This is a genomic window from Arthrobacter sp. 92 (assembly GCF_050260325.1).
Classification (GTDB): Bacteria; Actinomycetota; Actinomycetes; order Actinomycetales; family Micrococcaceae; genus Arthrobacter.
This window is the reverse complement of the sequence record NZ_CP189863.1, coordinates 2,545,894-2,568,754: the sequence shown is the minus strand read 5'-3', so window position 1 is coordinate 2,568,754 and position 22,861 is coordinate 2,545,894. Positions and strand designations below refer to the sequence as shown.

At 65.2% G+C, this 22,861-nt stretch carries 16 protein-coding genes; 13 read left to right on the top strand and 3 right to left on the bottom strand.

Annotated elements, in window-relative coordinates; all coding sequences use genetic code 11:
• Positions 1-5: 5 nt before the first annotated feature.
• From coaE to ACP4XC_RS11810, 3 genes are all read left to right on the top strand, one after another.
• Positions 6-1,256, top strand: coding sequence for a dephospho-CoA kinase (coaE, locus tag ACP4XC_RS11820; protein WP_427169782.1), 1,251 nt, complete (start codon positions 6-8; stop codon positions 1,254-1,256).
• Between the two features lie 40 nt (positions 1,257-1,296).
• Positions 1,297-3,378 carry an excinuclease ABC subunit UvrB gene (gene uvrB / locus ACP4XC_RS11815; protein ID WP_427169780.1) on the top strand — a complete coding sequence of 694 codons (2,082 nt, stop codon included), beginning with the start codon at positions 1,297-1,299 and terminating at the stop codon, positions 3,376-3,378.
• Between the two features lie 178 nt (positions 3,379-3,556).
• Complete coding sequence (locus tag ACP4XC_RS11810; protein WP_427169778.1) at positions 3,557-4,585, top strand: TerC family protein; 1,029 nt, start codon at positions 3,557-3,559, stop codon at positions 4,583-4,585.
• A 160-nt stretch (positions 4,586-4,745) separates the two neighbouring features.
• On the opposite strand, the gene ACP4XC_RS11805 is transcribed toward ACP4XC_RS11810, so the two are convergent.
• The 3 genes from ACP4XC_RS11805 to ACP4XC_RS11795 form a co-directional block, all read right to left on the bottom strand.
• Positions 4,746-6,011 (bottom strand): alpha/beta fold hydrolase, encoded by a 1,266-nt coding sequence (locus ACP4XC_RS11805; protein WP_427175097.1) that lies wholly within the window; start codon positions 6,009-6,011, stop codon positions 4,746-4,748.
• Positions 6,012-6,123: 112 nt separating this feature from the next.
• Positions 6,124-6,654 (bottom strand): N-acetyltransferase family protein, encoded by a 531-nt coding sequence (locus ACP4XC_RS11800; RefSeq protein ID WP_427169776.1) that lies wholly within the window; start codon positions 6,652-6,654, stop codon positions 6,124-6,126.
• Positions 6,655-6,762: 108 nt separating this feature from the next.
• Positions 6,763-9,309, bottom strand: coding sequence for a DEAD/DEAH box helicase (locus ACP4XC_RS11795; protein WP_427169774.1), 2,547 nt, complete (start codon positions 9,307-9,309; stop codon positions 6,763-6,765).
• A 111-nt stretch (positions 9,310-9,420) separates the two neighbouring features.
• Between ACP4XC_RS11795 and ACP4XC_RS11790 the strand changes: the two genes are divergently transcribed.
• The 10 genes from ACP4XC_RS11790 to ACP4XC_RS11745 all read left to right on the top strand — a co-directional run bounded on the left by ACP4XC_RS11790 (position 9,421) and on the right by ACP4XC_RS11745 (position 22,852).
• A complete protein-coding gene (locus tag ACP4XC_RS11790) occupies positions 9,421-10,200 on the top strand; it encodes a trans-aconitate 2-methyltransferase (RefSeq protein ID WP_427169772.1) in 780 nt (259 codons plus the stop codon).
• A gap of 143 nt (positions 10,201-10,343) precedes the next feature.
• Positions 10,344-12,122: an ABC transporter ATP-binding protein gene (locus ACP4XC_RS11785; RefSeq protein ID WP_427175096.1), complete on the top strand. Its 1,779-nt coding sequence runs from the start codon at positions 10,344-10,346 to the stop codon at positions 12,120-12,122.
• A gap of 86 nt (positions 12,123-12,208) precedes the next feature.
• A complete protein-coding gene (locus ACP4XC_RS11780; RefSeq protein ID WP_427175095.1) occupies positions 12,209-13,939 on the top strand; it encodes an ABC transporter ATP-binding protein in 1,731 nt (576 codons plus the stop codon).
• Complete coding sequence (locus ACP4XC_RS11775; RefSeq protein WP_427169770.1) at positions 13,936-14,316, top strand: GntR family transcriptional regulator; 381 nt, start codon at positions 13,936-13,938, stop codon at positions 14,314-14,316. Before ACP4XC_RS11780 ends, ACP4XC_RS11775 begins: the two co-directional genes overlap by 4 nt.
• A 45-nt stretch (positions 14,317-14,361) precedes the next feature.
• Positions 14,362-17,289, top strand: coding sequence for an excinuclease ABC subunit UvrA (gene uvrA / locus ACP4XC_RS11770; protein WP_427169768.1), 2,928 nt, complete (start codon positions 14,362-14,364; stop codon positions 17,287-17,289).
• A 124-nt stretch (positions 17,290-17,413) separates the two neighbouring features.
• Positions 17,414-18,130, top strand: a complete 717-nt coding sequence (locus ACP4XC_RS11765; protein WP_427169766.1) for an HAD hydrolase-like protein — start codon at positions 17,414-17,416, stop codon at positions 18,128-18,130.
• Positions 18,117-18,785, top strand: coding sequence for a lysophospholipid acyltransferase family protein (locus ACP4XC_RS11760; RefSeq protein WP_427169764.1), 669 nt, complete (start codon positions 18,117-18,119; stop codon positions 18,783-18,785). Before ACP4XC_RS11765 ends, ACP4XC_RS11760 begins: the two co-directional genes overlap by 14 nt.
• 46 nt (positions 18,786-18,831) lie before the next feature.
• On the top strand, positions 18,832-20,841 hold the full coding sequence (gene uvrC / locus ACP4XC_RS11755) for an excinuclease ABC subunit UvrC (protein WP_427169762.1): 2,010 nt from the start codon (positions 18,832-18,834) through the stop codon (positions 20,839-20,841).
• A 68-nt stretch (positions 20,842-20,909) separates the two neighbouring features.
• On the top strand, positions 20,910-21,833 hold the full coding sequence (gene rapZ, locus ACP4XC_RS11750; RefSeq protein WP_427169760.1) for an RNase adapter RapZ: 924 nt from the start codon (positions 20,910-20,912) through the stop codon (positions 21,831-21,833).
• The gene (locus ACP4XC_RS11745; protein WP_427169758.1) at positions 21,833-22,852 is read left to right on the top strand and encodes a gluconeogenesis factor YvcK family protein; all 1,020 of its coding nucleotides are present in this window, start codon (positions 21,833-21,835) and stop codon (positions 22,850-22,852) included. Before rapZ ends, ACP4XC_RS11745 begins: the two co-directional genes overlap by 1 nt.
• The last annotated feature ends 9 nt before the right edge of the window (positions 22,853-22,861 follow it).

The following is a 22,861-nucleotide window of genomic DNA, read 5'->3' as shown; positions in this document are numbered from 1 at the left end:
GTGGGGTGCTGAAGATCGGATTGACGGGCGGCATCGCCTCGGGGAAGTCAGTTGTTGCGTCGAGGCTGCGGGAGCTGGGCGCGGTGGTGGTCGACGCCGACGCACTTGCCCGTGAGGTGGTGGAGCCCGGTACGCCCGGGTTGGCCAGGATCACCGAGACTTTCGGTGCGGGCATGCTGACGGCCGCCGGCGGCCTTGACCGCGCGCGCCTCGGGGCTCTGGTTTTCGGCAACCCCGCCCGGCTTGCGGAACTGAACAGCATCGTCCATCCCCTGGTGCGGGAGCGTGCCGCCGCGCTGATCGCGGCCGCACCCCGTGGCGGCGTCGTGGTTCAGGACATTCCACTCCTGGTGGAGACCGGGCAGGGCAGCGGCTTCCACCTTGTGGTGGTGGTGGACGCCCCGGACGAGATGCGGATCCGGCGCATGGTGGAGCACCGGGGCATGAGCGAGGACGAGGCCCGGTCCAGGATGGCCGCCCAGGCTGCCCGCGACGTCCGCCTCGCCGCGGCAGACGTGATTCTTGAGAACTCCGGCAGCCGGGAGCAGCTGAGGGACGCTGTCACCCGGCTGTGGGATGGCCGCCTGGTGCCGTTCGCCCACAACCTCAAGGAGCACCGGATGGCGCCCCGGACGGGTGGGCCGGTGCTGACCCCCGCTGATCCCACCTGGGCCGCGCAGGCAGCCCGGCTGATCGGGCGACTGCAGGCGGCGCTGCCGGGCGATGCCTTGGCCGTGGACCACATCGGATCAACTGCCGTCCCCGGGCTCGATGCCAAGGACATCATCGACCTCCAGCTGACAGTTTCGGACCTGGAGACGGCGGACCGTATCTCCCCGGTCCTGGCCGAAACGGGATTCCCGCGCTGGCCCGGCGTCCTGGCCGACAGCACCAAACCTTCCCACCCGGATCCCTCGGTGTGGGGCAAGCGGCTGCACGGCAACGCCGATCCGGGCAGGCCGGTGAACCTCCATGTCCGTACCGTGGGATCTCCCGGTTGGAAGTTCGCATTGTGCTTCCGGGACTGGCTGCGCGATGATGCTGCGGCTCGGGCTGACTATGTGGCCGAGAAGCGCAGGGTGGCGGCGCTTCACAGTGTGGACAAGTCCACGGCGGGGTACGCCGCGGACAAGGAAGCATGGTTCACCGCCACCGCTACCCGCATGGAAGCCTGGGTGGCGCGCACGGGGTGGCAGCCGCCGTCGTACCTGGAGCCGGTTGCCCGGGGTCCCTTCCGGGGTACAGCCCAAAGCTGAATCCCCGATTCTTGTCAGTGGCTGGCGGTAGATTAGATACATGAGTCTTGCGCAGGAAATCAACCGCGTCGTGGCGCCCTTCGAGGTCATCAGCGAGTTCAAGCCGGCCGGGGACCAGCCCGCCGCAATTGCCGAGCTCACCGACCGCATCAAGAACGGTGAAAAGGACGTGGTGCTGCTGGGTGCCACCGGCACCGGTAAAAGCGCGACGACGGCGTGGCTGATCGAGCAGGTCCAGCGGCCCACCCTGGTGATGGTCCAGAACAAGACGCTCGCCGCACAGTTGGCCAACGAATTCCGAGAGCTGCTCCCGAACAACGCGGTCGAGTACTTCGTGTCGTACTACGACTACTACCAGCCTGAGGCCTACGTGGCGCAGACCGACACCTTCATCGAGAAGGACTCCTCCATCAACGAGGAGGTCGAACGGCTCCGCCACTCCGCCACCAATGCCCTCCTGACCCGCCGCGATGTCATCGTGGTCGCCACCGTGTCCTGCATCTACGGCCTGGGCACGCCGGAAGAGTACATCGCGGGCATGGTGACGCTCCGCAAGGGGGCGGAGATGAACCGCGACGATCTGCTCCGGAAATTCGTGTCCATGCAGTATGCACGCAACGACATGGACTTCCACCGCGGCACGTTCCGCGTCCGCGGCGACACCGTGGAAATCATCCCGATGTACGAGGAACTGGCCATCCGGATCGAATTCTTTGGCGATGAGATCGAGAACATCCACACCCTGCATCCGCTGACCGGCGAGGTGATCCGGGACGAAGAAGAAATGTACGTCTTCCCGGCCTCGCACTATGTGGCCGGGCCGGAGCGGATGGGCCGGGCCATCAAACGGATCGAGGACGAGCTCGCTGACAGGCTCAAGGTCCTGGAAAGCCAAAACAAGCTTGTGGAGGCCCAGCGCCTGCGTATGCGCACCACCTATGACCTCGAAATGATGCAGCAGATGGGCTTCTGCAACGGCATCGAGAACTACTCGTCGCACATCGACGGCCGCGCCCGCGGGACCGCGCCGCACTGCCTCCTCGACTACTTCCCGGATGACTTCCTGCTGGTCATCGATGAGTCCCACGTCACAGTGCCGCAGATCGGCGCCATGTACGAGGGTGACATGTCGCGCAAACGGAATCTGGTGGATTACGGCTTCCGGCTACCCTCGGCCATGGATAACCGTCCGCTCAAATGGGACGAATTCCTCGAACGCGTCGGCCAGACCGTCTACCTGTCCGCCACCCCCGGCAAGTACGAGCTCGGCAAATCGGACGGCTTCGTGCAGCAGATCATCCGCCCCACCGGCCTGATAGACCCCGAAGTGGTGGTCAAACCCACCAAAGGCCAGATCGACGACCTGCTGGGCGAGATCAGAACCCGGACAGCGAAGAACGAGCGCGTCCTGGTTACCACCCTCACCAAGCGGATGGCTGAGGACCTCACCGGCTACCTGCTGGGACACGGAGTGAAGGTCGAATACCTGCACTCGGACGTGGACACGCTTCGCCGCGTGGAACTGCTCCGCGAACTCCGGATGGGCGTCTTCGACGTCCTTGTGGGCATCAACCTGCTCCGTGAGGGCCTCGACCTGCCGGAGGTCTCGCTGGTGAGCATCCTGGATGCAGACAAGGAAGGCTTCCTGAGGTCCTCCACGTCGCTGATCCAGACCATCGGCCGTGCCGCGCGTAACGTCTCGGGACAGGTGCACATGTACGCGGACCGCATCACTGACTCCATGGCGCACGCCATCGATGAAACGAACCGGCGCCGGGAAATCCAGGTGGCGTATAACAAGGAACACGGCATCGACCCGCAGCCGCTGCGGAAGAAGATTGCCGACATCACGGACCAGCTGGCCAAGGAGGACGCGGACACCCGCGAGCTCCTGGCTGGGGCCGGCAAGGCGCGCGGCAAGGGAATGGGCGCGTCAAAGGTCCGGTCGGACGGCCTCGCCGCCGCTCCCGCCGAGGATCTGGTGGGCCTGATCGAGCAACTGACCGAGCAGATGCACGCCGCCGCCGGCGAACTCCAGTTCGAGTTCGCCGCGCGGCTGCGGGACGAGGTGGGAGATCTGAAGAAGGAATTGCGGCAGATGCAGGCCGCCGGCCACGCCTAGGGTAAACTGGGTGGCACGTAGGGGAGTATCCCAAACGCTACGATCGTCAACACGCACGGCACAGATGCCTTGCCGGGCGTAGCGGGCTGCCAGGAAGCACACGGTCACTGAGACAATGTGATGCGGGACAGTCGGAGAGACTTACACCGATTGGTTGTACCCTGCGAAAGGCTTTCCTGTGCCCACACTTCCCCTTTGGTTCGAGGTCGGTTCGTTTGTCGTCCTCGGCGTCATCCTCGCGCTGGACCTGTTGCTGGTCCTGAAGCGTCCGCACGAGCCGTCCATGAAAGAAGCCGGCCTCTGGGTGGCTTTCTACGTCACACTCGCGCTCGTGTTTGCCGGGGCCATGTTCCTCTTCGCGGGCAACGAGTATGGCGGGCAGTTTATTGCGGGCTGGGTGACCGAATACAGCCTCAGCATCGACAATCTCTTCGTCTTTATCATCATCATGGCGCGTTTCTCGGTACCCCGTAAGTACCAGCAGGAAGTCCTGATGGTGGGCATCATCATTGCCCTCATCCTCCGCGGCATCTTCATCCTGCTCGGCGCCATCGTGATCGAGCAGTTCAGCTGGGTCTTCTACATCTTTGGCGCATTCCTGCTCTGGACCGCGTGGAAGCAGGCGCAGGACGAGGGCGAGGACGAGGAGGACAAGGAAAACCCCCTCATCGCCCGGATCCGCGGCGTCCTGCCGATGTCCGAGAAGTTCGACGGCGGCAAGCTCCGCACCGTGGTGGACGGCAAGAAGGTCTTCACCCCGATGCTGATCGTCTTCGTGACTATCGGCATGACCGATCTGCTGTTCGCGGTGGACTCCATCCCCGCCATCTTCGGGCTGACGCAGAGCGCCTTCATCGTGTTCACGGCGAACATTTTCGCCCTCATGGGTCTTCGCCAGCTGTACTTCCTGCTGGGCGGCCTGATGAACCGGCTGATCTACCTGAAGCACGCACTCTCAGTGATCCTGGCCTTCATCGGCGTAAAGCTGGTCCTGCACGCCATGCACGTCAACGAACTGCCGTTCATCAACGGCGGCCAGCACATCGAGTGGGCTCCCGAGATCCCCACCTACGTGTCCCTGGCGGTCATCATCGGCACCATCATCGTGGCTGTGGTCGCCAGCCTGGTAAGTTCCAAGGCGAAGAAAGCCAAGCTGGATGCCCGGCTTGAGGAGGACTCGCGCAAAAGCCTGACCGACGCCGAGTAAACGCAGCGGTGCCCGGCCAGGCGGACCGCCTGCGGTCTTAGCGGGACGATTAGCGGGACGACTAACGGCACGGCACCGGACCCTGAGCGGGGCCGGTGCCGTGCCGTTGTGGCGTCGTACGGTGCCTGCCGGATCTAGGGCTGCAGGTGTGAGCGGCGGTTCAGTTCCTGGCCGACCGGGTCATGCCCAGCAACCGGCGGAAGATCCCCTCACCGTCGTCGGCAATGCCGTCATGGTGGAAATCTGCTGTCTCCCAGACCTGGAGTCCACGGACGGCCGCGGCGGTCTCCAGCGATAAGTTCCTGTCGACGTAGATGTCCTCGCTGTACACCGCCGCGGCGACCGGGACCGTGTTCGCGGCCAACTGCGCCGGATCGTAGAGAGGGGCCCAGTCCTTCTTTTCTGCCAGGTGTTGCGCAACATCCCCCAGGGGCGCCAGGGTTTTGTCCTGTTCGAAGTACCAGGGATAAACCATTTCCCCGGTCAGCAGAAGTTGCGGCGCTTCGGGGCGGAATTCGGGGAAGTCGTTCAGGACCCGCCAGGCCGCCCACTGCGTGGCCTGCCCCTGCCCGTAGATGGACTCGTGCATCAGCGCGTACAGGGGGTTCGCGGAGCGCGAGACCAGCCCGTAGACCTGCTCGAGGAACTGATCCGAAAGGCGCTCACCGCCGGGCGCTGGAATGAAGGCGTCCTCCAACAGGTGATGAAGCGCGTCCACACGGGTATTGCCGCCCAGGAACGCGCCCACCATCTGGAACCGTTCAACGGTCAGGCGTTCGCCGCCGGGCAGGAACTCCGCCGCCGTCCGGAGGTGCCGGGCGATCTTGTTGACCTTCTCCCGGTCCTCGGGATACCAGCTGAAATACTCCGCGTTGCGTGCCGAGACGCGCCGGAAGGTTGCCTTGTACACGCGGTCGGCGGTTCCATGTAACGGCGCAAGACCACCGGTGATGAGCACCTCCCGCAGACCAGCCGGTGCAAAGGACAGGTAGCTGAGGGCACAGAATCCGCCGTAACTCTGCCCGTACACGGTCCACGGCTCCGAGCCCAGGGCCAGCCGGATTGCCTCCGCGTCGGCAACAATGGAGTCGGCCCGGAAGTGCGTCAGGTAGTGGGCCTGGGCGGCCGTGTCACCGCGGAGCGGGAGGGTATTACGGTCAACGGGGGATGACAGCCCGGTGCCTCGCTGGTCCAGCATCAGGATCCGGAAATCCCTGGCCGCCGCCTTCGTCCAGCCGCCCAGTGACGCCAGTCTGTTGCCCCGGCCCCCCGGGCCGCCCTGAAGATATACCAGCCAGGGCAGTTCCGCCGCCTCCGCGGCACCGTGATCGGCGGAGACGTACTCCCGGGCAAATAGGGTGATGTTCTCCGGGCCCGTTCCGAAGTGGTCCAAGGGCACGCGGAAGACGTGTTCGACGGTTCGCATCCCGCGGAAGGAGTGCCGGGCCCTGACATCGTGGCTGGTCGCGGCCCTGCCGTAGGCCGTGGACGCCGGCCCGGTGGGGGAGAGCTGCACGGAGGGCCGCGCGGAGGCCACGTCAGCCATTGATCCTGGCTTCCGCGCGGACCCCGGCCGGGGACCGGAGCGGAGCGGGAGCGCCAAAAGTCTCCAGCGCGGCTCCAGTCAGGCGGAACATGGACCACTCATCCATGGGATGGGCACCCAGGCCCTTGTAGAACTCAATGGACGGCTCGTTCCAGTCCAGGACGCTCCACTCGACCCGGGCGTAACCGCGTTCGACGGCGGTGGCCGCCAGATGCTTCAGGAGCGCCGTGCCATGGCCCTCGCCACGGGACTCCGGGGTGACATAGAGATCCTCAAGGTAAATGCCGTGGACGCCTTCCCACGTGGAATAGTTCAGGAACCACAGGGCGAAGCCCTGTACCTCGCCGACCGCGTTTTCAGCCATGGTGGCAAACACCCTGGGGCTCTCGCCGAAGAGCACCCCTGCCAGCATCCCCGGGGTGTTCCGGACAGCGTCCGGTTCCTTCTCGTAAACGGCCAACTCGTGGATCATCTTCAGGATGACCGGAACGTCGGCTTCGGTGGCGGGCCGGATAACACTCATGGTGATTCTCGTCTCTCCCTCGTTGGAGGCTGTGGATACTGGACTGTAAAACACTCTACTGATTCCGCGCTGTACCGGCCCCCGGACGGACACACCGGCACCGGCGGCTCAGAGCCTGTTGACGTCGGTCACGCGGACCACCGCGGTCCCCGTCTCGTCCGATGCCGCCAGATCCACTTCCGCCGATATTCCCCAGTCATGGTTGCCGGCGGGGTCGTCGAAGATCTGACGGACCTTCCAGATGCCCGGTTCCTCGGTGATGATCAGCAAACCCGGGCCCCGTGCGTCCGGTCCCGTGCCTATGTCATTGTGTTCGTCGAAGTAGTCGTCCAGGACGTCCTCCCAGCGCTCCGCGTCCCAGCCCGAGCCGCCGTCGAGTTCGCCAAGCACCGTGGCGGCCTCATCGGCGAACAGTTCCACACGGCGGAACATCTCATTCCGGACCATCACCCGGAAAGCCCTGATGTTCGAGGTCAGCGACGGCGGCGGGGGCGGCGGGGCATCGTGCCGGGTGGGGGCGTGCCCGGAGGTCAGCTCCTCCCACTCGTCGAGGAGGCTGGAATCGACTTGCCTGACCAGTTCGCCGAGCCACGCGATCAGGTCCTCGAGGTCCTCGCGGAGGGAATCCTGGGGAACGGTTTGGCGCAGCGCCTTGAAGCCGTCGGCCAGGTACCGCAGCACAATACCCTCGGAGCGGGCCAGGCCATAGAACTGGACGAACTCGCCGAAGTTCATGGCGCGCTCGTACATGTCCCGGATCACGGACTTCGGCGCCAGCTCGAAATCCCCGATCCAGGGAGCCGCCTTGCGGTACACATCGAATGCCTCGGTGAGGATGCCGGCCAGGGGCTGGGGGTAGGTGACCTCCTCCAGCATGGCCATCCGCTGGTCGTACTCGATGCCGTCGGCCTTCATGGCGGCGATTGCCTCGCCCCTGGCCTTCTTCTGCTGAGCAGAGAGAATCTGTCGCGGCTTCTCAAGCGTGGATTCGATCACGGACACGACGTCGAGGGCGTACGACGGCGACTCCGGATCCAGGAGCTCGAGTGCTGCCAGCGCGAACGGGGAGAGCGGCTGGTTAAGCGCGAAGTTGGGCTGCAGATGCACCGTCAGCCTGACCGTCCTGCCGTCCGGTCCCTGCTCTTCAGCGGGAATGCGCTCCACCACTCCGGCCGCCAGCAACTCCCGGTAAATACCGAGGGCCTTTTTCATGAGCTGCAGCTGGGATGAGCGCGGCTCGTGGTTCTCTGTGAGCAGCCGCCGTGCGGCCTTGAAAGGATCTCCGGGCCGCTCCATCAGGTTCATCAGCATGGCGTGGGTCACCGTGAAGCTGGAGGTCAGGGGATCGGGGACTGAATCCACCAGCCTCTTGTAAGTGGGCTCCCCCCAGGACACAAAGCCCTCCGGTGGTTTGCGCTTCACCACTTGGCGGAGCTTCTTTTGGTCATCGCCGAACTTGGCTGTGGCCTTGGCCATTGCCTTGACGTTTTCGATCACATGTTCGGGCGCCTGGACCACCACGGTGCCCGCGGTGTCGTATCCGGGACGCCCGGCACGCCCGGCGATCTGATGGAATTCGCGCGAATTCAACAGGCGGGTGCGGACGCCGTCGTACTTGCTCAGGGCAGTGAGCAGCACCGTCCGGATCGGCACGTTGATGCCCACGCCGAGGGTGTCGGTGCCGCAGATGACTTTGAGCAGGCCGGCCTGGGCCAGCTGTTCCACCAGGCGGCGGTACTTCGGCAGCATCCCCGCGTGGTGCACGCCTATGCCGTGCCTTACCAGCCGGTTCAGGGTCTTGCCGAAACCCGCGGCAAAACGGAACCCGGCAATGAGCTCGGCGATCTTGTCCTTCTCCTCGCGGGTGCACACATTGACGCTCATCAGGTTCTGGGCGCGATCGATGGCTTCCAACTGGCTGAAGTGCACAACGTAGACCGGGACCTGCTTGGTGGACAGCAGCTCCTCGAGGGTTTCGTGGACGGGGGTCTGCTGGTAGTAGTAGTGCAGCGGAATGGGACGCTCAGCGGAACTGACGGTGGTCGTCGGGCGTCCCGTGAGTTCGGTGAGGCCCGTCTCGAAGCGGCTGACGTCGCCCAGCGTGGCCGACATCAACAGGAACTGCGCCTGGGGGAGTTCCAGCAATGGAACCTGCCACGCCCAGCCGCGCTGCGGATCCGAATAGAAATGGAATTCATCCATGATCACGGAGCCAAGGTCGGCGGCGGAACCCTCGCGGAGAGCGATGTTCGCGAGTATCTCGGCGGTGCAGCAGATGATGGGAGCGTCCTGGTTGACGCCGGAGTCACCGGTGATCATGCCCACGTTTCCGGCGCCGAAGATCTCGCAGAGCGCAAAGAACTTCTCGGACACCAGCGCTTTGATGGGGGCGGTGTAGTAGCTGCGTTCGCCACGAGCCATCGCCTGAAAGTGGGCGGCGATTGCCACGAGGGACTTGCCGGAGCCGGTGGGAGTGGCCAGAATGACGTTATCGCCGGACGCCAGTTCCATGATGGCCTCATCCTGGGCCGCATAGAGGGTCAGTCCGCGGCTTTCGGTCCACTCGACGAACCGGGTGTACAGCTCGTCCGGATCGTGGGCGTTCCCCTCGGCGGACCGTGCGGCGGGGACGGGGAGCTGCTCAACGAGTTTCATTGATTTCAAGCTTAGTGCCCGGGGCGGCCCGAGGGCGGTTCGATCTTGGTAGCGGCGGCAGGCGGGGCTAGGCTCACGGTGGGGCAATAGCGCGAGCCATTGGAGGAAGTCGTGAAATGGGATCCTGCTAAATATGCGGAGTTCGGCAATTACCGGGACCGACCGTATTTCGACCTCACCGGGCGCGTGCTCAAGGATGATGCCCGGCATGTGGTGGATCTGGGCTGCGGGCCCGGAAATTTGACGGCCACCCTCGCTGACCGGTGGCCCGGCGCGGACGTTGTGGGGATCGATGCCTCGGAGGCCATGCTCCACAAGGCGGCGGAGCTGGCCGCCGCCAGGCCCAACCTCAGCTTTACCCTCGCCGACATTGCGCACTGGATGCCCTCAGGCCGCACCGATGTGGTGGTGACCAACGCCGCCCTGCAGTGGGTTCCGGGGCATCGAGATTTGTTGGCCCGCTGGCTGGCTGCCCTCAGACCCGGCGCCTGGTTTGCGCTCCAGGTCCCCGGCAACTTCAACGCGCCCTCGCACGCCCTGATGCGGCAGGTCGCGGAGTCAGCGCAGTGGCTCGAAGCCCTGGATGGCGTGCTCAGGCACGAAGACGCGGTGGGCGAGGCGGTGGAATACCTGCGGATCATGCTGGATGCCGGCTGTCAGGCGGAAGCCTGGGAGACCACCTACTGTCAGGTCATGCAGGGCCCGGACCCCGTCCTGGAGTGGGTCCGCGGAACGGGGCTCCGGCCGGTGCTCGCCGCGCTGGGGGCCGAGGAGGGTGCGGCGTTTGAGGAGGAGTATTCCGCGCGCTTGAGAGAGGCCTATCCGCCCACCCCGCACGGGACGGTTTTTCCGTTCCGGCGGATCTTCGCGGTGGCGCGGAAATTCGGCTGAGAAGCCTGCCACGGCTTTGTCATTCACATGACAAAACCTGCAGGGTTTGTGGGCTTACAATGACGAAACGGCCGAGGCGGGGGCATCTAGCTGGTTCTGGATCTGTTCCGTGATCTAGCGAGGGAGGTTTGGTGCTGCTACGCATGATGACGCGGCTGCTCGCCGCGCACCGCGCGAAAGTGCTGGCAATTGTGCTGCTCCAGTTCGCCCAGACCACGGCCACCCTGCTGCTGCCGACCCTTAATGCCTCCATCATTGACGACGGAATCGTCAAAGGGGACACCGGCCTCATTTTGCGGCTGGGCGGGTTGATGGCCGGCATCGCAGCCGCGCAGGTTGCGGCCGCCGTGGCTGCGGGCTACCTCAGCGCCTTCGTCGCCATGCGGCTCGGGCGCCAGCTGAGGCAGGAACTGTTTGCCAAAGTACAGGCCCTGTCCTCCCAGGAGGTAGGCGGCTTCGGGGCCACCAGCCTCGTGACGCGGGCCACCAACGACGTTCAGCAGATCCAGGCCCTGGCTGTGCTGGTCTTCACCATGCTGGTGGCCGCGCCGGCCATGGGCATCGGCGGAATCGTGCTGGCCTTGAACCAGGACGTGGTGCTGTCCGGCATCCTGGTGGCCATCGTGCCCATGCTGGTGCTGATCATGTTCCTGATCGTGCGCCGGCTGGTGCCCCTCTACCGGCAGGGGCAGGTCCTGATTGACCGGATCAGCCGCATACTGCGGGAACAGATTATCGGTGCCAACGTGATCCGCGCCTTCGTCCGGCAGGAACACGAAATCCGCCGTTTCCGCGCAGTCAACCGCCAGTTCACCCGGAACAACCTAAGCTCCGCGCTCCTGGTGGCCGGAATGCTTCCCCTCATCATGATCGTGGTCAACCTGTCGTCGGTGGCCGTGGTCTGGTTCGGCGGACACCGCATCCAGACGGGGGAGATGCAGGTGGGGGCGCTGACTGCCTTCATTGCCTACATCCTGCAGATCCTCATCGCCATCATGATGGCGATGTACGTGCTGATGAACGCGCCCCGCGCAGCGGTCTGCGCGGAGCGGATCCAGGCGGTGCTGGATACGGAACCGTCGATCGCCGACCCCGGAACGGTCCAGGTGCCGGCGCAGGCCGGTTCAGTGGCTGCCGGCGCGAACGATGCCCTGGCGGGTGCCGGGGCCGGTGCCACGCCGGGCACCGTGGAATTCCGCAACGTCTCGTTCGCCTACCCCGGCGCCGAAGCTCCCGTTCTGGACGGCATCAGCTTCACCGCGGTCCCCGGGGCCACGACGGCCATCATCGGCGCCACCGGCAGCGGCAAATCGACCCTGCTCAGCCTGCTGCCCCGTTTCCTTGACCCCACCGGGGGCGAAGTCTTGCTCGGCGGCCGCGATGTCCGCTCGGTGCCGCTGGAGCAGCTGAGGAATTCCTTGTCGCTGGTGCCTCAGCATGCCCATCTTTTCTCCGGCACCGTGGCCGAGAACCTCCGGATCGCCGCTCCAGAGGCGAGCGATGCGGAGCTCATGCAGGCGCTGCGGACCGCCCAGGCCGAAGATTTCGTGCAGGAGCTGCCGGACGGACTGCATGCGGCGGTACGGCAGGGGGGAACGAATTTCTCGGGCGGCCAGCGCCAGCGCCTGTGCATCGCCCGTGCCCTGCTCCGCGACGCGCCGGTGTACCTCTTTGATGACAGCTTTTCGTCCTTGGACTACTCCACGGACGCCCGGCTGCGGAGCGCGCTGGCACCGCTTATCCGGCGCGCCACCGTGATCGTGGTGGCGGAGCGGGTGGCAACGATCCTTGATGCAGGCCTCATCCTGGTTCTCAGCAACGGCAGGGTGGCGGCACAGGGGACGCATCTGGAACTGATGGATGCATCCTCCGCCTATCGGGAAATTGCCGCCTCCCAGCTCGCATTGGGGGGCATGTTGTGACGACGACGGCGTCCGCACCCCCGGGGCCCGGTTCCTGGGCCATCAGCAGGCGGCTGCTGGGACTCCTGGCCCCCATGAGGGGAAGGATGCTGGCGGCGGTCGCGGCAACGTGCGCCTTTGTGGTGCTCAACGTGAGCGCGCCGAAACTGCTCGGTGACGCCACCGACGTCGTTGTTGAAGGTGTATTTGGCGGGACCTTCAACGAACCCAAGCTGGCCGGGCTGCTGTTGGTGGTGTCTCTGATGTACTTGGGCGCTTCCCTCTTCAGCTGGACGCAGGGCGCCTTGACGGCCACGGCGGTCCAACGGCTCAGCTACGGGCTGAGGGCTTCCGTTGAGGCGAAGCTCCACCGTCTCCCGTCCGCCCACTTCGACGAACAACGGCGGGGCGACGTGCTCAGCCGGGCCACCAACGACGTGGACAACATCTCCCAGGCGCTCAACCAGTTGCTTAACCAGCTGATCCTCTCCGTGTTGATGCTTCTCGGGGCGCTCACCATGATGCTGTGGCTTTCACCCCTGCTGGCGGTCATCGCCCTGGTGACCGTTCCGCTCTCCACCCTGATTACCGTCCTTGTGGCGCGGAAGTCGCAGGCGCACTTTGCCGCCCAGTGGCACACCACGGGCGAACTGAACTCGCACCTCGAAGAGTTCATCACCGGTCACGAGGTGCTCAAGGCCTTTAGCCGGCAGGGCATGGCCATGGAGACATTCACCGCCAGCAACGACCGGCTCTTCCAGGCCAGCGCCCGTGCCCAGTATGCCTCCGGAGTGGTCCAGCCGCTGCTGGTCTTTGTCTCCAACGTCAATTACATCGCAGTGGTGGTGGTCGGCGCGCTCCAGGTGGCGGCCGGAGCCTTGACCATCGGCGGGGTGCAGGCGTTCATTCAGTTCAGCCGGCTGTTCAGCCAGCCCATCGGACAGATCGGCGGGATGCTCACGCTGATGCAGTCCTGCATCGCCTCGGCGGAACGGGTCTTCGACTTGCTTGACGCTGCCGAAATCCCGGCGGAGCTTCCGGTTGACACCACCGACGGGACGGGGCCTGGAGCCGGCGGGCGCGTGATGTTCGAGCACGTGACGTTCGGTTACAGCACTGGCACGCCTGTGGTCCGTGACCTCTCGTTCACTGCAGAGCCCGGTCAGACGGTGGCAATCGTCGGGCACACCGGCGCCGGAAAGACCACCCTGGTGAATCTCCTGATGAGGTTCTACGAGCTCGATTCCGGCCGAATCACCATCGATGGGGTGGACATCGCCACACGGGCCCGGGACGAGCTGCGCTCCACCATCGGGATGGTGTTGCAGGACGCCTGGCTGTTCACGGGCACCATCAGGGAAAACATCGAGTACGGCAGGCTGGGGGCCCGCGATGCCGACATCGTCAGTGCCGCCGAAGCCACCCTCGTGGACCACTTTGTCAGATCCCTTCCGGATGGTTACGCCACGATTCTGGGAAACGACGGCGGCTCACTCAGCGAGGGGCAGCGCCAGCTGATCACGATCGCCAGGGCGTACCTGGCGGGCCGCAGCATCCTCGTCCTGGATGAGGCGACGAGCTCGGTGGACACGCGCACGGAGATGCAGATCCGGGACGCCATGCAGCGCCTGAGGCAGGGTCGCACCAGCTTCATCATTGCGCACCGCTTGTCCACCGTGCGTGACGCTGATGTAATTCTCGTCATGGACCACGGACGGATCGTAGAACAGGGAACCCACGAGGAGCTGCTTGCAGCCAGCGGGTTCTACAGCAGGCTGTATGACGCCGAGTCCAGCGGCCGGGAAGAACTTCGCCCGGCTGAGGAACCCGGCCTATGAGCGGCGAGGTTGGCTTTCCCGGATCCTGGAAGCCAAACCAGGCCAGCTCCGTGCCGCTGTTCGAGCAACTGCGCCTGAACATCATTGAACGGGCGGACAGCGGGGCATTGGTCCCCGGCACCCGCCTCCCCGCGGTGCGAAGCCTTGCCGCCGAGCTCGGGGTCGCCCCGCACACGGTGGCCCGGGCGTACAAGGAGCTCGAGGCCGCGGGGGTGGTTGCCACGAGGGGACGGCACGGCACCACGGTGTGTGCCCGGGATGAGGCCTGGACCTCTCTGACTGCCGCCGCCGCCCAGTTCGCAAGCGCCGCCAAGGCCCAGGGAGCCAGTTTTGCCGAGGCGGTTCAGCTGCTGGCCGCCGCCTACGACGCCGAATAGGGCCCCTCATGGAAGTTCGAAGAAGTTTTCGATTAGCATTAGTGGGTGCCTAAAGCTGTAGCTGAAGAACCAGCCGTTGATGACCGCTCCGCCGTCGTTCCCCTCAACCGTGCCGCGCCAGCGCGTCCGGACCTGTCCCGGCTCGTCGTGAAGGGGGCCCGGGAGCACAATCTGCGCAACGTTGACCTGGACCTGCCCCGTGACTCCATGATTGTCTTCACCGGACTTTCGGGGTCCGGGAAGTCCTCCCTGGCGTTTGACACCATCTTCGCCGAGGGCCAGCGCCGCTACGTGGAATCCCTGTCCGCCTACGCGCGGCAGTTCCTGGGGCAGGTGGACAAACCGGACGTGGACTTCATCGAAGGACTCTCCCCGGCCGTCTCCATCGACCAGAAGTCCACCAGCAAGAATCCCCGGTCCACAGTGGGCACCATCACCGAGATCTATGACTACATGCGGCTGCTGTGGGCCCGGGTGGGGCGTCCGCACTGCCCGATCTGCGGCCAGCCGGTGGCGAAGCAGACCCCGCAGCAGATCGTGGACCAACTGCTCGAGTTGCCCGAAGGCACCCGGTTCCAGGTGCTCGCCCCCGTGGTTCGTGGACGTAAGGGCGAGTTCGTTGACCTCTTCAAGGAACTGACGGCAAAGGGTTACTCGCGCGCACGTGTGGACGGCGAGCTTATCCAACTCAGCGAACCGCCCAAGCTCGGCAAGCAGTTCAAGCACACCATCGAGGTGGTGGTTGACCGCCTGGTGGTCAAGGAAGGCATCAGCCAGCGGCTCACAGACTCAGTGGAAACGGCACTGGGGCTGGCCGAGGGCCGCGTGCTGGCCGAATTTGTCAGCCTTGACGCGGACGATCCCGAGCGGATCCGCGCGTTCTCCGAACACCTGGCCTGCCCGAACGAACACCCCCTCGCGATCGATGAGATCGAGCCGCGTTCGTTCTCCTTCAACAACCCGTTTGGGGCCTGCTCCGCCTGCAGCGGCATCGGCACCAAGCTGGAGGTCGACGAGGAACTGATCATTCCCAATCCGCAGCTTTCCCTGGGCGAAGGCGCCATTGCGCCCTGGTCCCTGGGCACCGCCACCACCGAGTACTGGAACAGGCTCCTCGGCGGCCTCGCCAAAGAGCTGGATTTCTCCATGAAAACCCCGTGGGAAAAGCTCCCCGCCGAGATCCGCCAGACGGTGCTTCACGGCAAGGACCATAAGGTTGTTGTCCAGTACCGCAACCGCTTCGGCCGGGAACGGAAGTACAGCACGGGCTTCGAGGGCGTGGTGCAGTACGTGCACCGCAAGCACCTTGAGACCGACTCGGACAAGGCCCGGGACCGTTACGAAGAGTACATGCGGCAGATCCCTTGCCCCGCCTGCAACGGCGCCCGCTTGAACCCGGCCTCGCTGTCAGTGCTGATCAATGGGAAGTCCATTGCCGACGTCGCCGCCCTGCCCATGCGCGAGTGCGCGCACTTCCTCAACAACCTGGTCCTCACCGGGCGGGAAGCCCAGATCGCCAACCAGGTGCTCAAGGAGATCCAGGCGCGCCTGACCTTCCTCCTCGACGTCGGCCTGGAGTACCTGAACCTGGAACGCCCCTCCGGGACGCTGTCCGGCGGCGAGGCACAGCGCATCCGGCTTGCCACTCAGATCGGTTCCGGGCTCGTTGGTGTCCTCTACGTGCTGGATGAACCGTCCATCGGCCTGCACCAGCGTGACAACCGGCGCCTCATCGAAACCCTGACGCGCCTCCGCGATCTGGGCAACACCCTCATTGTGGTGGAGCACGACGAGGACACCATCCAAGAGGCCGACTGGATCGTGGACATCGGCCCCGGCGCCGGCGAGCACGGCGGCCAGGTGGTGCACTCGGGCTCGTATGCCGAACTGCTGGAGAACACGGAATCCCTCACCGGTGACTATCTCTCCGGCCGCAAGAAGATCGACATCCCCAAGAAACGGCGCAAGTACGACAAAAAGCGCGAGCTCAAGGTCATCGGCGCCCGCGAAAACAACCTCGTCAATGTGGATGCCGCGTTCCCGCTGGGGCTCTTCACGGCTGTCACGGGCGTCAGCGGATCCGGCAAGTCCACGCTGGTCAATGAAATTCTGTACAAGGTGCTGGCCAACAAACTCAACGGCGCCAAGCAGGTGGCCGGCCGCCACCGCACCATCCAGGGCCTTGAACACCTGGACAAGGTGGTGCACGTGGACCAAAGCCCCATCGGGCGCACGCCGCGGTCAAATCCGGCTACCTACACGGGCGTGTTCGACAACATCCGCAAGCTGTTCGCCGAAACCACCGAGGCCAAAGTCCGCGGCTACCAGCCCGGGCGGTTCTCTTTCAACGTCAAGGGCGGCCGTTGCGAAGCGTGCTCGGGCGACGGCACGCTGAAGATCGAAATGAACTTCCTGCCCGACGTTTACGTCCCGTGCGAAGTGTGCCACGGCGCCCGCTACAACCGGGAAACCCTGGAGGTCCACTACAAGGGCAAGACCATCGCCGATGTGCTGAACATGCCCATCGAAGAAGGCGCGGAATTCTTCGCCGCTTTCTCGCCGATCGCCCGGCACCTCAACACCCTGGTCGAAGTCGGCCTGGGCTATGTGCGCCTGGGCCAGCCCGCCACCACGTTGTCCGGCGGCGAGGCGCAGCGCGTGAAGCTTGCCGCGGAACTGCAAAAGCGCTCCAACGGCCGGAGCATCTACGTCCTGGACGAGCCCACCACAGGACTGCACTTCGAGGACATCCGCAAGCTCCTCCTGGTGTTGCAGGGCCTCGTGGACAAGGGCAACACGGTCATCACCATCGAGCACAATCTCGATGTGATCAAGAGTGCGGACTGGATCGTGGACCTGGGGCCGGATGGCGGGTCAGGCGGCGGCCAGATCATTGCCACCGGCACTCCGGAGCAGGTGGCAAAGTCCACCCAAAGCCACACTGCAGCCTTCCTGGCGGAGGTTCTGCAGTAACACGGGCCGCACCCCATGCCGTGACGCCGTCGAATGGCTGAAGCCCGTTGATCCCGAAGGACCATGTATTCCTGCCGGGGCATGCGAGTTTCAGCCATTTGCGCACTCATGAGAAACTAAGCCGGTGACCCAATCAACAGTGCCCGTGATCTTCGACCTGGACGGCACTCTTGTCGATCCGGCCGGTGGAATAACGGATGGAATCTCGGCGGCCCTCAGTGAACTTGGCCTCAGGGTTCCGGCCCAGGCCCAGCTGGATGCGATGATCGGCCCGAAACTCAGCGATTCCCTGCTGAACGTCGCCGGGGTCCCGGCCGAGCTGCTGGGGCAGGTCATCGGCCTCTACCGCACGTATTACCGCGAAACGGGCATTGCCCAGAGCCGCCTGTACCCGGGGATCCGCGAACTGGTGGAGGACTACGCCGCGGCGGGCCGTCCCATCGCGGTGGCAACCCAGAAGCCGGAGGGCCTGGCCCGGACCGTCCTGGAACACCACGGCATTGCAGCCTCCTTTCTTTTCATCCGCGGCTCAGCGGACGACGAAGCGGCCCACGCCGCTGTCCCGCCGGGGAAGTCCGGGATTGTGGCGGCCGCCCTGGCCGATCTTCGGACCCAGCACGCCGTGATGGTGGGGGACCGCGCCCAGGACGTAGCGGGCGCCATGGCAAACGGGCTCGACTGCATCGGCGTCAGCTGGGGCTTCGCCCCGCACGGCGAACTTGATGAAGCGGGCGCCGTGGCGATCGTTCACACCACCGCCGGTCTTGTGGCCGCCATCGACGCCATGGACGAGGTCCGGAATTCAGCCCTGAGTGAGGTGCCTGACGATGGCACTGTTTGATGCGATCCGCTGGACCACCCGCGGGCTGATCTCCGGGACCTGCCGGCCCACGGTCATCGGGCTGGAGAACGTGCCCCGGGAGGGTCCGTTCATCGTGGCGCCCAATCACCTCTCCTTCCTGGACAGCGTGATCGTCCAGGCCCTCATGCCCCGGCCCGTGGCGTTTTTTGCGAAGGCCGAATACTTCACCACCGGCGGGGTCAAAGGGCGGGTCATGAAATCCTTCTTCGAGGCTGTTGGCTCCATCCCGGTGGAACGCGGCGAACAGGCCGCAAGTGTCCAGGCACTGAAGACGCTGCTGGACATCCTCGAAGCCGGCAACGGCATTGGAATCTACCCGGAAGGAACCCGTTCCCGGGACGGGATCCTGTACCGCGGGCGCACGGGTGTGGGCTGGCTGGCCTTGACCACGGGCGCCCCCGTGATCCCTGTTGGCCTCATCGGCACCCAGAACCTTCAGCCCGCCGGCAGCAACGCGGTGAAGCCCCAGCACTTCACCATGAAGGTGGGTGAACCGCTCTACTTCGAAAAGACCGGACCAGATCACTCCCTTCCCGCGCGCCGGCAGGTAACGGACCGCATCATGGATGCCATCGCCGAATTGAGCGGCCAGCAGCGCTCCACCAGCTACAACCAGAGCAAGTCCATTGAGTAGGCGGGCCGCGTCCGGGGGAACGGTCCGGCCTCAGTAGACTTGAACCGTGGCAGATCCAGCGACTTACCGACCCCGGACGGGTGAAATTCCGACCAACCCGGGGGTATACCGTTTCCGGGATCCGCACGGGCGGGTCATCTACGTGGGCAAGGCCAAGAGCCTGCGTTCGAGGCTGAATTCGTACTTCACGAACCCCGCGGGCCTGCTGCCCAAGACGCACGCCATGGTGCACGCGGCAAGCAGCGTGGAGTGGACCGTCGTCGGAAGCGAACTGGAATCGCTTCAGCTGGAATACACGTGGATCAAGGAATTCAAGCCGCGCTTCAATGTCGTCTTCCGGGATGACAAGACCTACCCGTATCTGGCCGTCACCATGGGGGAGAAGTTCCCGCGGGTTCAGGTGATGCGCGGGGAGCGCAAAAAAGGAACCCGGTACTTTGGCCCCTACACGGCCGGTGCCATCCGGGAAACCATGGACACCCTGCTGCGCGTCTTCCCGGTCCGCAGCTGCAGCCCCGGCGTGCTTAAGCGGGCTCAAGCCAGTGGCAGGCCCTGCCTGCTGGGGTACATCGACAAATGCTCGGCCCCGTGCGTGGGCCGCGTCACGGCCGAGGAACACCGGGCGCTGGCCGAAGACTTCTGCTCGTTTATGGGCGGCGAGGCCAAGCGCTTCATCGCACGCCTGGAAAAGGACATGGCTGCGGCGGTTGCGGAGCTCGACTACGAGCGCGCGGCGCGGCTCCGGGACAACATCATTGCATTGCGGAAGGTCTTTGAACGCAACGCCGTGGTGCTCGGCGAGGACACCGATGCTGACGTGTTCGCCCTCCACGAGGACGAGCTCGAGGCAGCCGTCCAGGTCTTCCACGTCCGCGGCGGCCGGGTCCGGGGCCAGCGCGGCTGGGTGGTGGAAAAAGTCGAGGATTCCACCACGCCGGACCTCGTGGAACATCTGCTCCAGCAGGTCTACGGGGAAGACGGCGAAAGCCAGGGACGGATACCCAGGGAAGTGCTGGTCCCCGAGGAACCAAGCAACGCAGCGGAACTGTCCGAGTGGCTGGCCGGCATCCGCGGCGCCAGGGTGGACATCAGGGTCCCCCGGAGGGGCGACAAGGCGGCTTTGATGTCCACTGTGCGCGAAAACGCCGAGCATGCCCTGACGCTGCACAAGTCGCGCCGTGCGGGCGACCTCACGGTCAGGTCCCTCGCACTGCAGGAACTGCAGGAAGCCCTGGACCTGCCCGTTGCCCTGCTCCGGATCGAGTGCTTCGACATCTCCCATGTCCAGGGAACCAACGTGGTCGCGTCGATGGTGGTGGTGGAGGACGGACTGCCGAAGAAGTCCGATTACAGGAAGTTTTCCATCACCGGCGCGGCCGCGGTTGACGACACCGCGGCCATGCATGACGTCCTGACACGCCGCTTCCGGCACTACCTCGAGGAGAAGAGCACCCAGGCCGAGGCCGCCCGGCTGCCCGGTCATCAGGCGGCGCTGCAGGCCCTGGCAGACGCGTCCGTCCAGGACACCACCACGCCGGCGCCCCGGGCCAAGTTTGCCTACCCGCCGAACCTCGTGGTGGTGGACGGCGGGAAGCCACAGGTCAATGCGGCGGCGCGGGCACTGGCCGAACTTGGCATCGAGGATGTCTACGTTGTGGGCCTTGCCAAGCGGCTGGAGGAGGTCTGGCTGCCGGACAGCGATTTTCCCGTGATCCTGCCCCGGACCTCGGAAGGGCTCTACCTGCTCCAGCGGATCCGTGATGAGGCGCACCGCTTCGCCATCACGTTCCACCGGCAAAAGCGCGGCAAGGCCATGACCGTCTCGGCCCTTGATGGCGTCCGCGGGCTCGGGGAGGCCAAGCGAAAAGCGCTCCTGGCGCAGTTCGGCTCCGTCAAGAGCATCCGGACCGCCACCGCCGCGGAGCTGACCTCGGCCAGGGGGATCGGCCCCTCCCTGGCCGATGCCATCGTGAGCCATTTCAGCACCGGCGCCGCCGCTCCCGGGACAAGCGAACCGGCAATCAACATGACCACCGGCGAAATCCTTGAAACTTAGCTAGGGTAAAGACCTGAACCGGCACGTGCGCTTGCGCGGAACCACACAGCAGAAATGGGGCTTCACTGATGGCAGAGTCAACGGCAGAATCCGAGGTGGAGCAGGACGGCATGACGCCCGTCAAGCCCGTTGAAGCGGAGCTGCTCGTCGTGACGGGGATGTCCGGGGCCGGGCGCAGTACCGCCGCGGACGCGCTGGAGGACCACGGCTGGTATGTGGTGGAGAACCTTCCGCCGCAGATGCTTGGCACCCTGGCCGAGCTCGTGTCGCATGCGCCGCAGTCCATCCCGAAGCTCGCCGTGGTGGTGGACGTCCGCAGCACGGCACTGTTCGCCGACATCAGGGCCGCCCTCGGAACGCTTGAGGCAAGCGGAGTCACCTTCCGGGTGCTTTTCCTGGACGCCAACGACGACGTCCTGGTCCGCAGGTTCGAACAGGGCAGGCGGCCCCATCCGCTGCAGGAGGGCGGCAGGATCCTGGACGGCATCGCCGCCGAGCGCCAGTTGCTGAAGGAACTCCGCGACGCCTCGGACATTGTCCTGGACACCTCCGAGTTCAATGTCCATGCCCTGGCCACCGCCATCACGGAGCTTTTCAGCGAAACCGGTCCGGTCGCCATTCGTTTGAACGTCATGAGCTTCGGGTTCAAATACGGGCTGCCCGTTGACGCGAACTTTGTAGTGGACGCGCGCTTCATTCCGAACCCGCACTGGGTCCCTCAGCTTCGCCCGCACACAGGCCTGGACAAGGACGTCAGCGACTACGTGCTGGAGGCCGAGGGCGTCCGCAATTTCGTGGACCGCTACGTGCTGGCCATCGAGCCCGTCCTTGACGGGTACCGGCGGGAAAACAAGCACTACGCCACCATTGCCGTGGGGTGCACGGGTGGAAAGCACCGCTCAGTGGCCGTGGCCATGGAGCTGTCCAAGAAGCTGGCGCAGTATCCGCGGGTCACCGTCACCACCACACACCGGGATCTGGGCCGCGAGTAATGGGACTGCTTACCGGGCCGTTGCCCCTGGTTCCGCCTGCCAGCGGCACCACCGGCGCGCAACTGGAGAAGGGACCTTCCGTTGTCGCGCTCGGCGGCGGCCATGGCCTGTCCGCCTCGCTGTCGGCACTGCGGCTCCTCACCTCTGAGCTGACCGCCATCGTCACCGTGGCGGACGACGGCGGATCATCCGGCCGTCTCCGGGAAGAGTACGGTGTCCTCCCGCCGGGAGACCTCCGGATGGCGCTCACCGCACTGTGCGACGACACCGACTGGGGCCGCACCTGGCGGGACGTCATGCAGCACCGGTTCAAGCCGGGAAAGGGCCCGGGCGGCTCGCTTGACGAACACGCCATGGGAAACCTGTTGATCGTGACGCTCTGGGAACTGCTGGGCGACACCGTGGCGGGCCTCAAGTGGGCCGGGGCGCTGCTGGGCGCCCGCGGTCAGGTCCTGCCCATGTCCACCGTTCCCTTGACCATTGAGGGCCAGGCGCGGGTCCCGGGGCCCGACGGAAGCCACACGTTGCAAACGGTCACCGGTCAGGCCAAGTGCGCGGTGGCGGGTTCGCTGGAGAGTGTTCGGCTCCTGCCCGAATCGGCGCCGGCGTGCATCGAAGCCCTGACAGCCATTGAGCTCGCCGACTGGATCATCCTGGGACCGGGCTCGTGGTTCACCTCCGTGCTGCCGCACCTGCTGTTGCCGGAAATACGCGACGCGCTCTGCAGCACCCCTGCCAAACGATGCCTCACCATGAACCTGGCAACGGACACCAAGGAAACGTGGGGCATGTCCGCTGCCGACCATCTGCACCAGTTGCGCAACTACGCGCCGGACTTCACCATCGACGTCGTCCTTGCGGATCCCGCGTCCGTGCCGGACGTCGAAGAGTTCAAGCGTGCGGCCGGGATGCTGGGAGCCGAGGTTGTGTTGGGTAAAGTGGGGGCGTCGAACCGCCGTCCGATCCACGACCCCCTGCGTCTGGCAACGGCGTACCACGATATTTTCGGGAACAGTTAGGAAGGTGCC

Coding starts and splice junctions, on each gene's coding strand:
- rapZ (WP_427169760.1), top strand. CDS start 20,910: ATGGCAGAGTCAACGGCAGAATCCGAGGTGGAGCAGGACGGCATGACG.
- ACP4XC_RS11805 (WP_427175097.1), bottom strand. CDS start 6,011: ATGCGAACCGTCGAACACGTCTTCCGCGTGCCCTTGGACCACTTCGGA.
- uvrB (WP_427169780.1), top strand. CDS start 1,297: ATGAGTCTTGCGCAGGAAATCAACCGCGTCGTGGCGCCCTTCGAGGTC.
- ACP4XC_RS11745 (WP_427169758.1), top strand. CDS start 21,833: ATGGGACTGCTTACCGGGCCGTTGCCCCTGGTTCCGCCTGCCAGCGGC.
- ACP4XC_RS11775 (WP_427169770.1), top strand. CDS start 13,936: ATGAGCGGCGAGGTTGGCTTTCCCGGATCCTGGAAGCCAAACCAGGCC.
- ACP4XC_RS11795 (WP_427169774.1), bottom strand. CDS start 9,309: ATGAAACTCGTTGAGCAGCTCCCCGTCCCCGCCGCACGGTCCGCCGAG.
- ACP4XC_RS11780 (WP_427175095.1), top strand. CDS start 12,209: ATGCTGGCGGCGGTCGCGGCAACGTGCGCCTTTGTGGTGCTCAACGTG.
- ACP4XC_RS11785 (WP_427175096.1), top strand. CDS start 10,344: ATGATGACGCGGCTGCTCGCCGCGCACCGCGCGAAAGTGCTGGCAATT.
- ACP4XC_RS11760 (WP_427169764.1), top strand. CDS start 18,117: ATGGCACTGTTTGATGCGATCCGCTGGACCACCCGCGGGCTGATCTCC.
- ACP4XC_RS11800 (WP_427169776.1), bottom strand. CDS start 6,654: ATGAGTGTTATCCGGCCCGCCACCGAAGCCGACGTTCCGGTCATCCTG.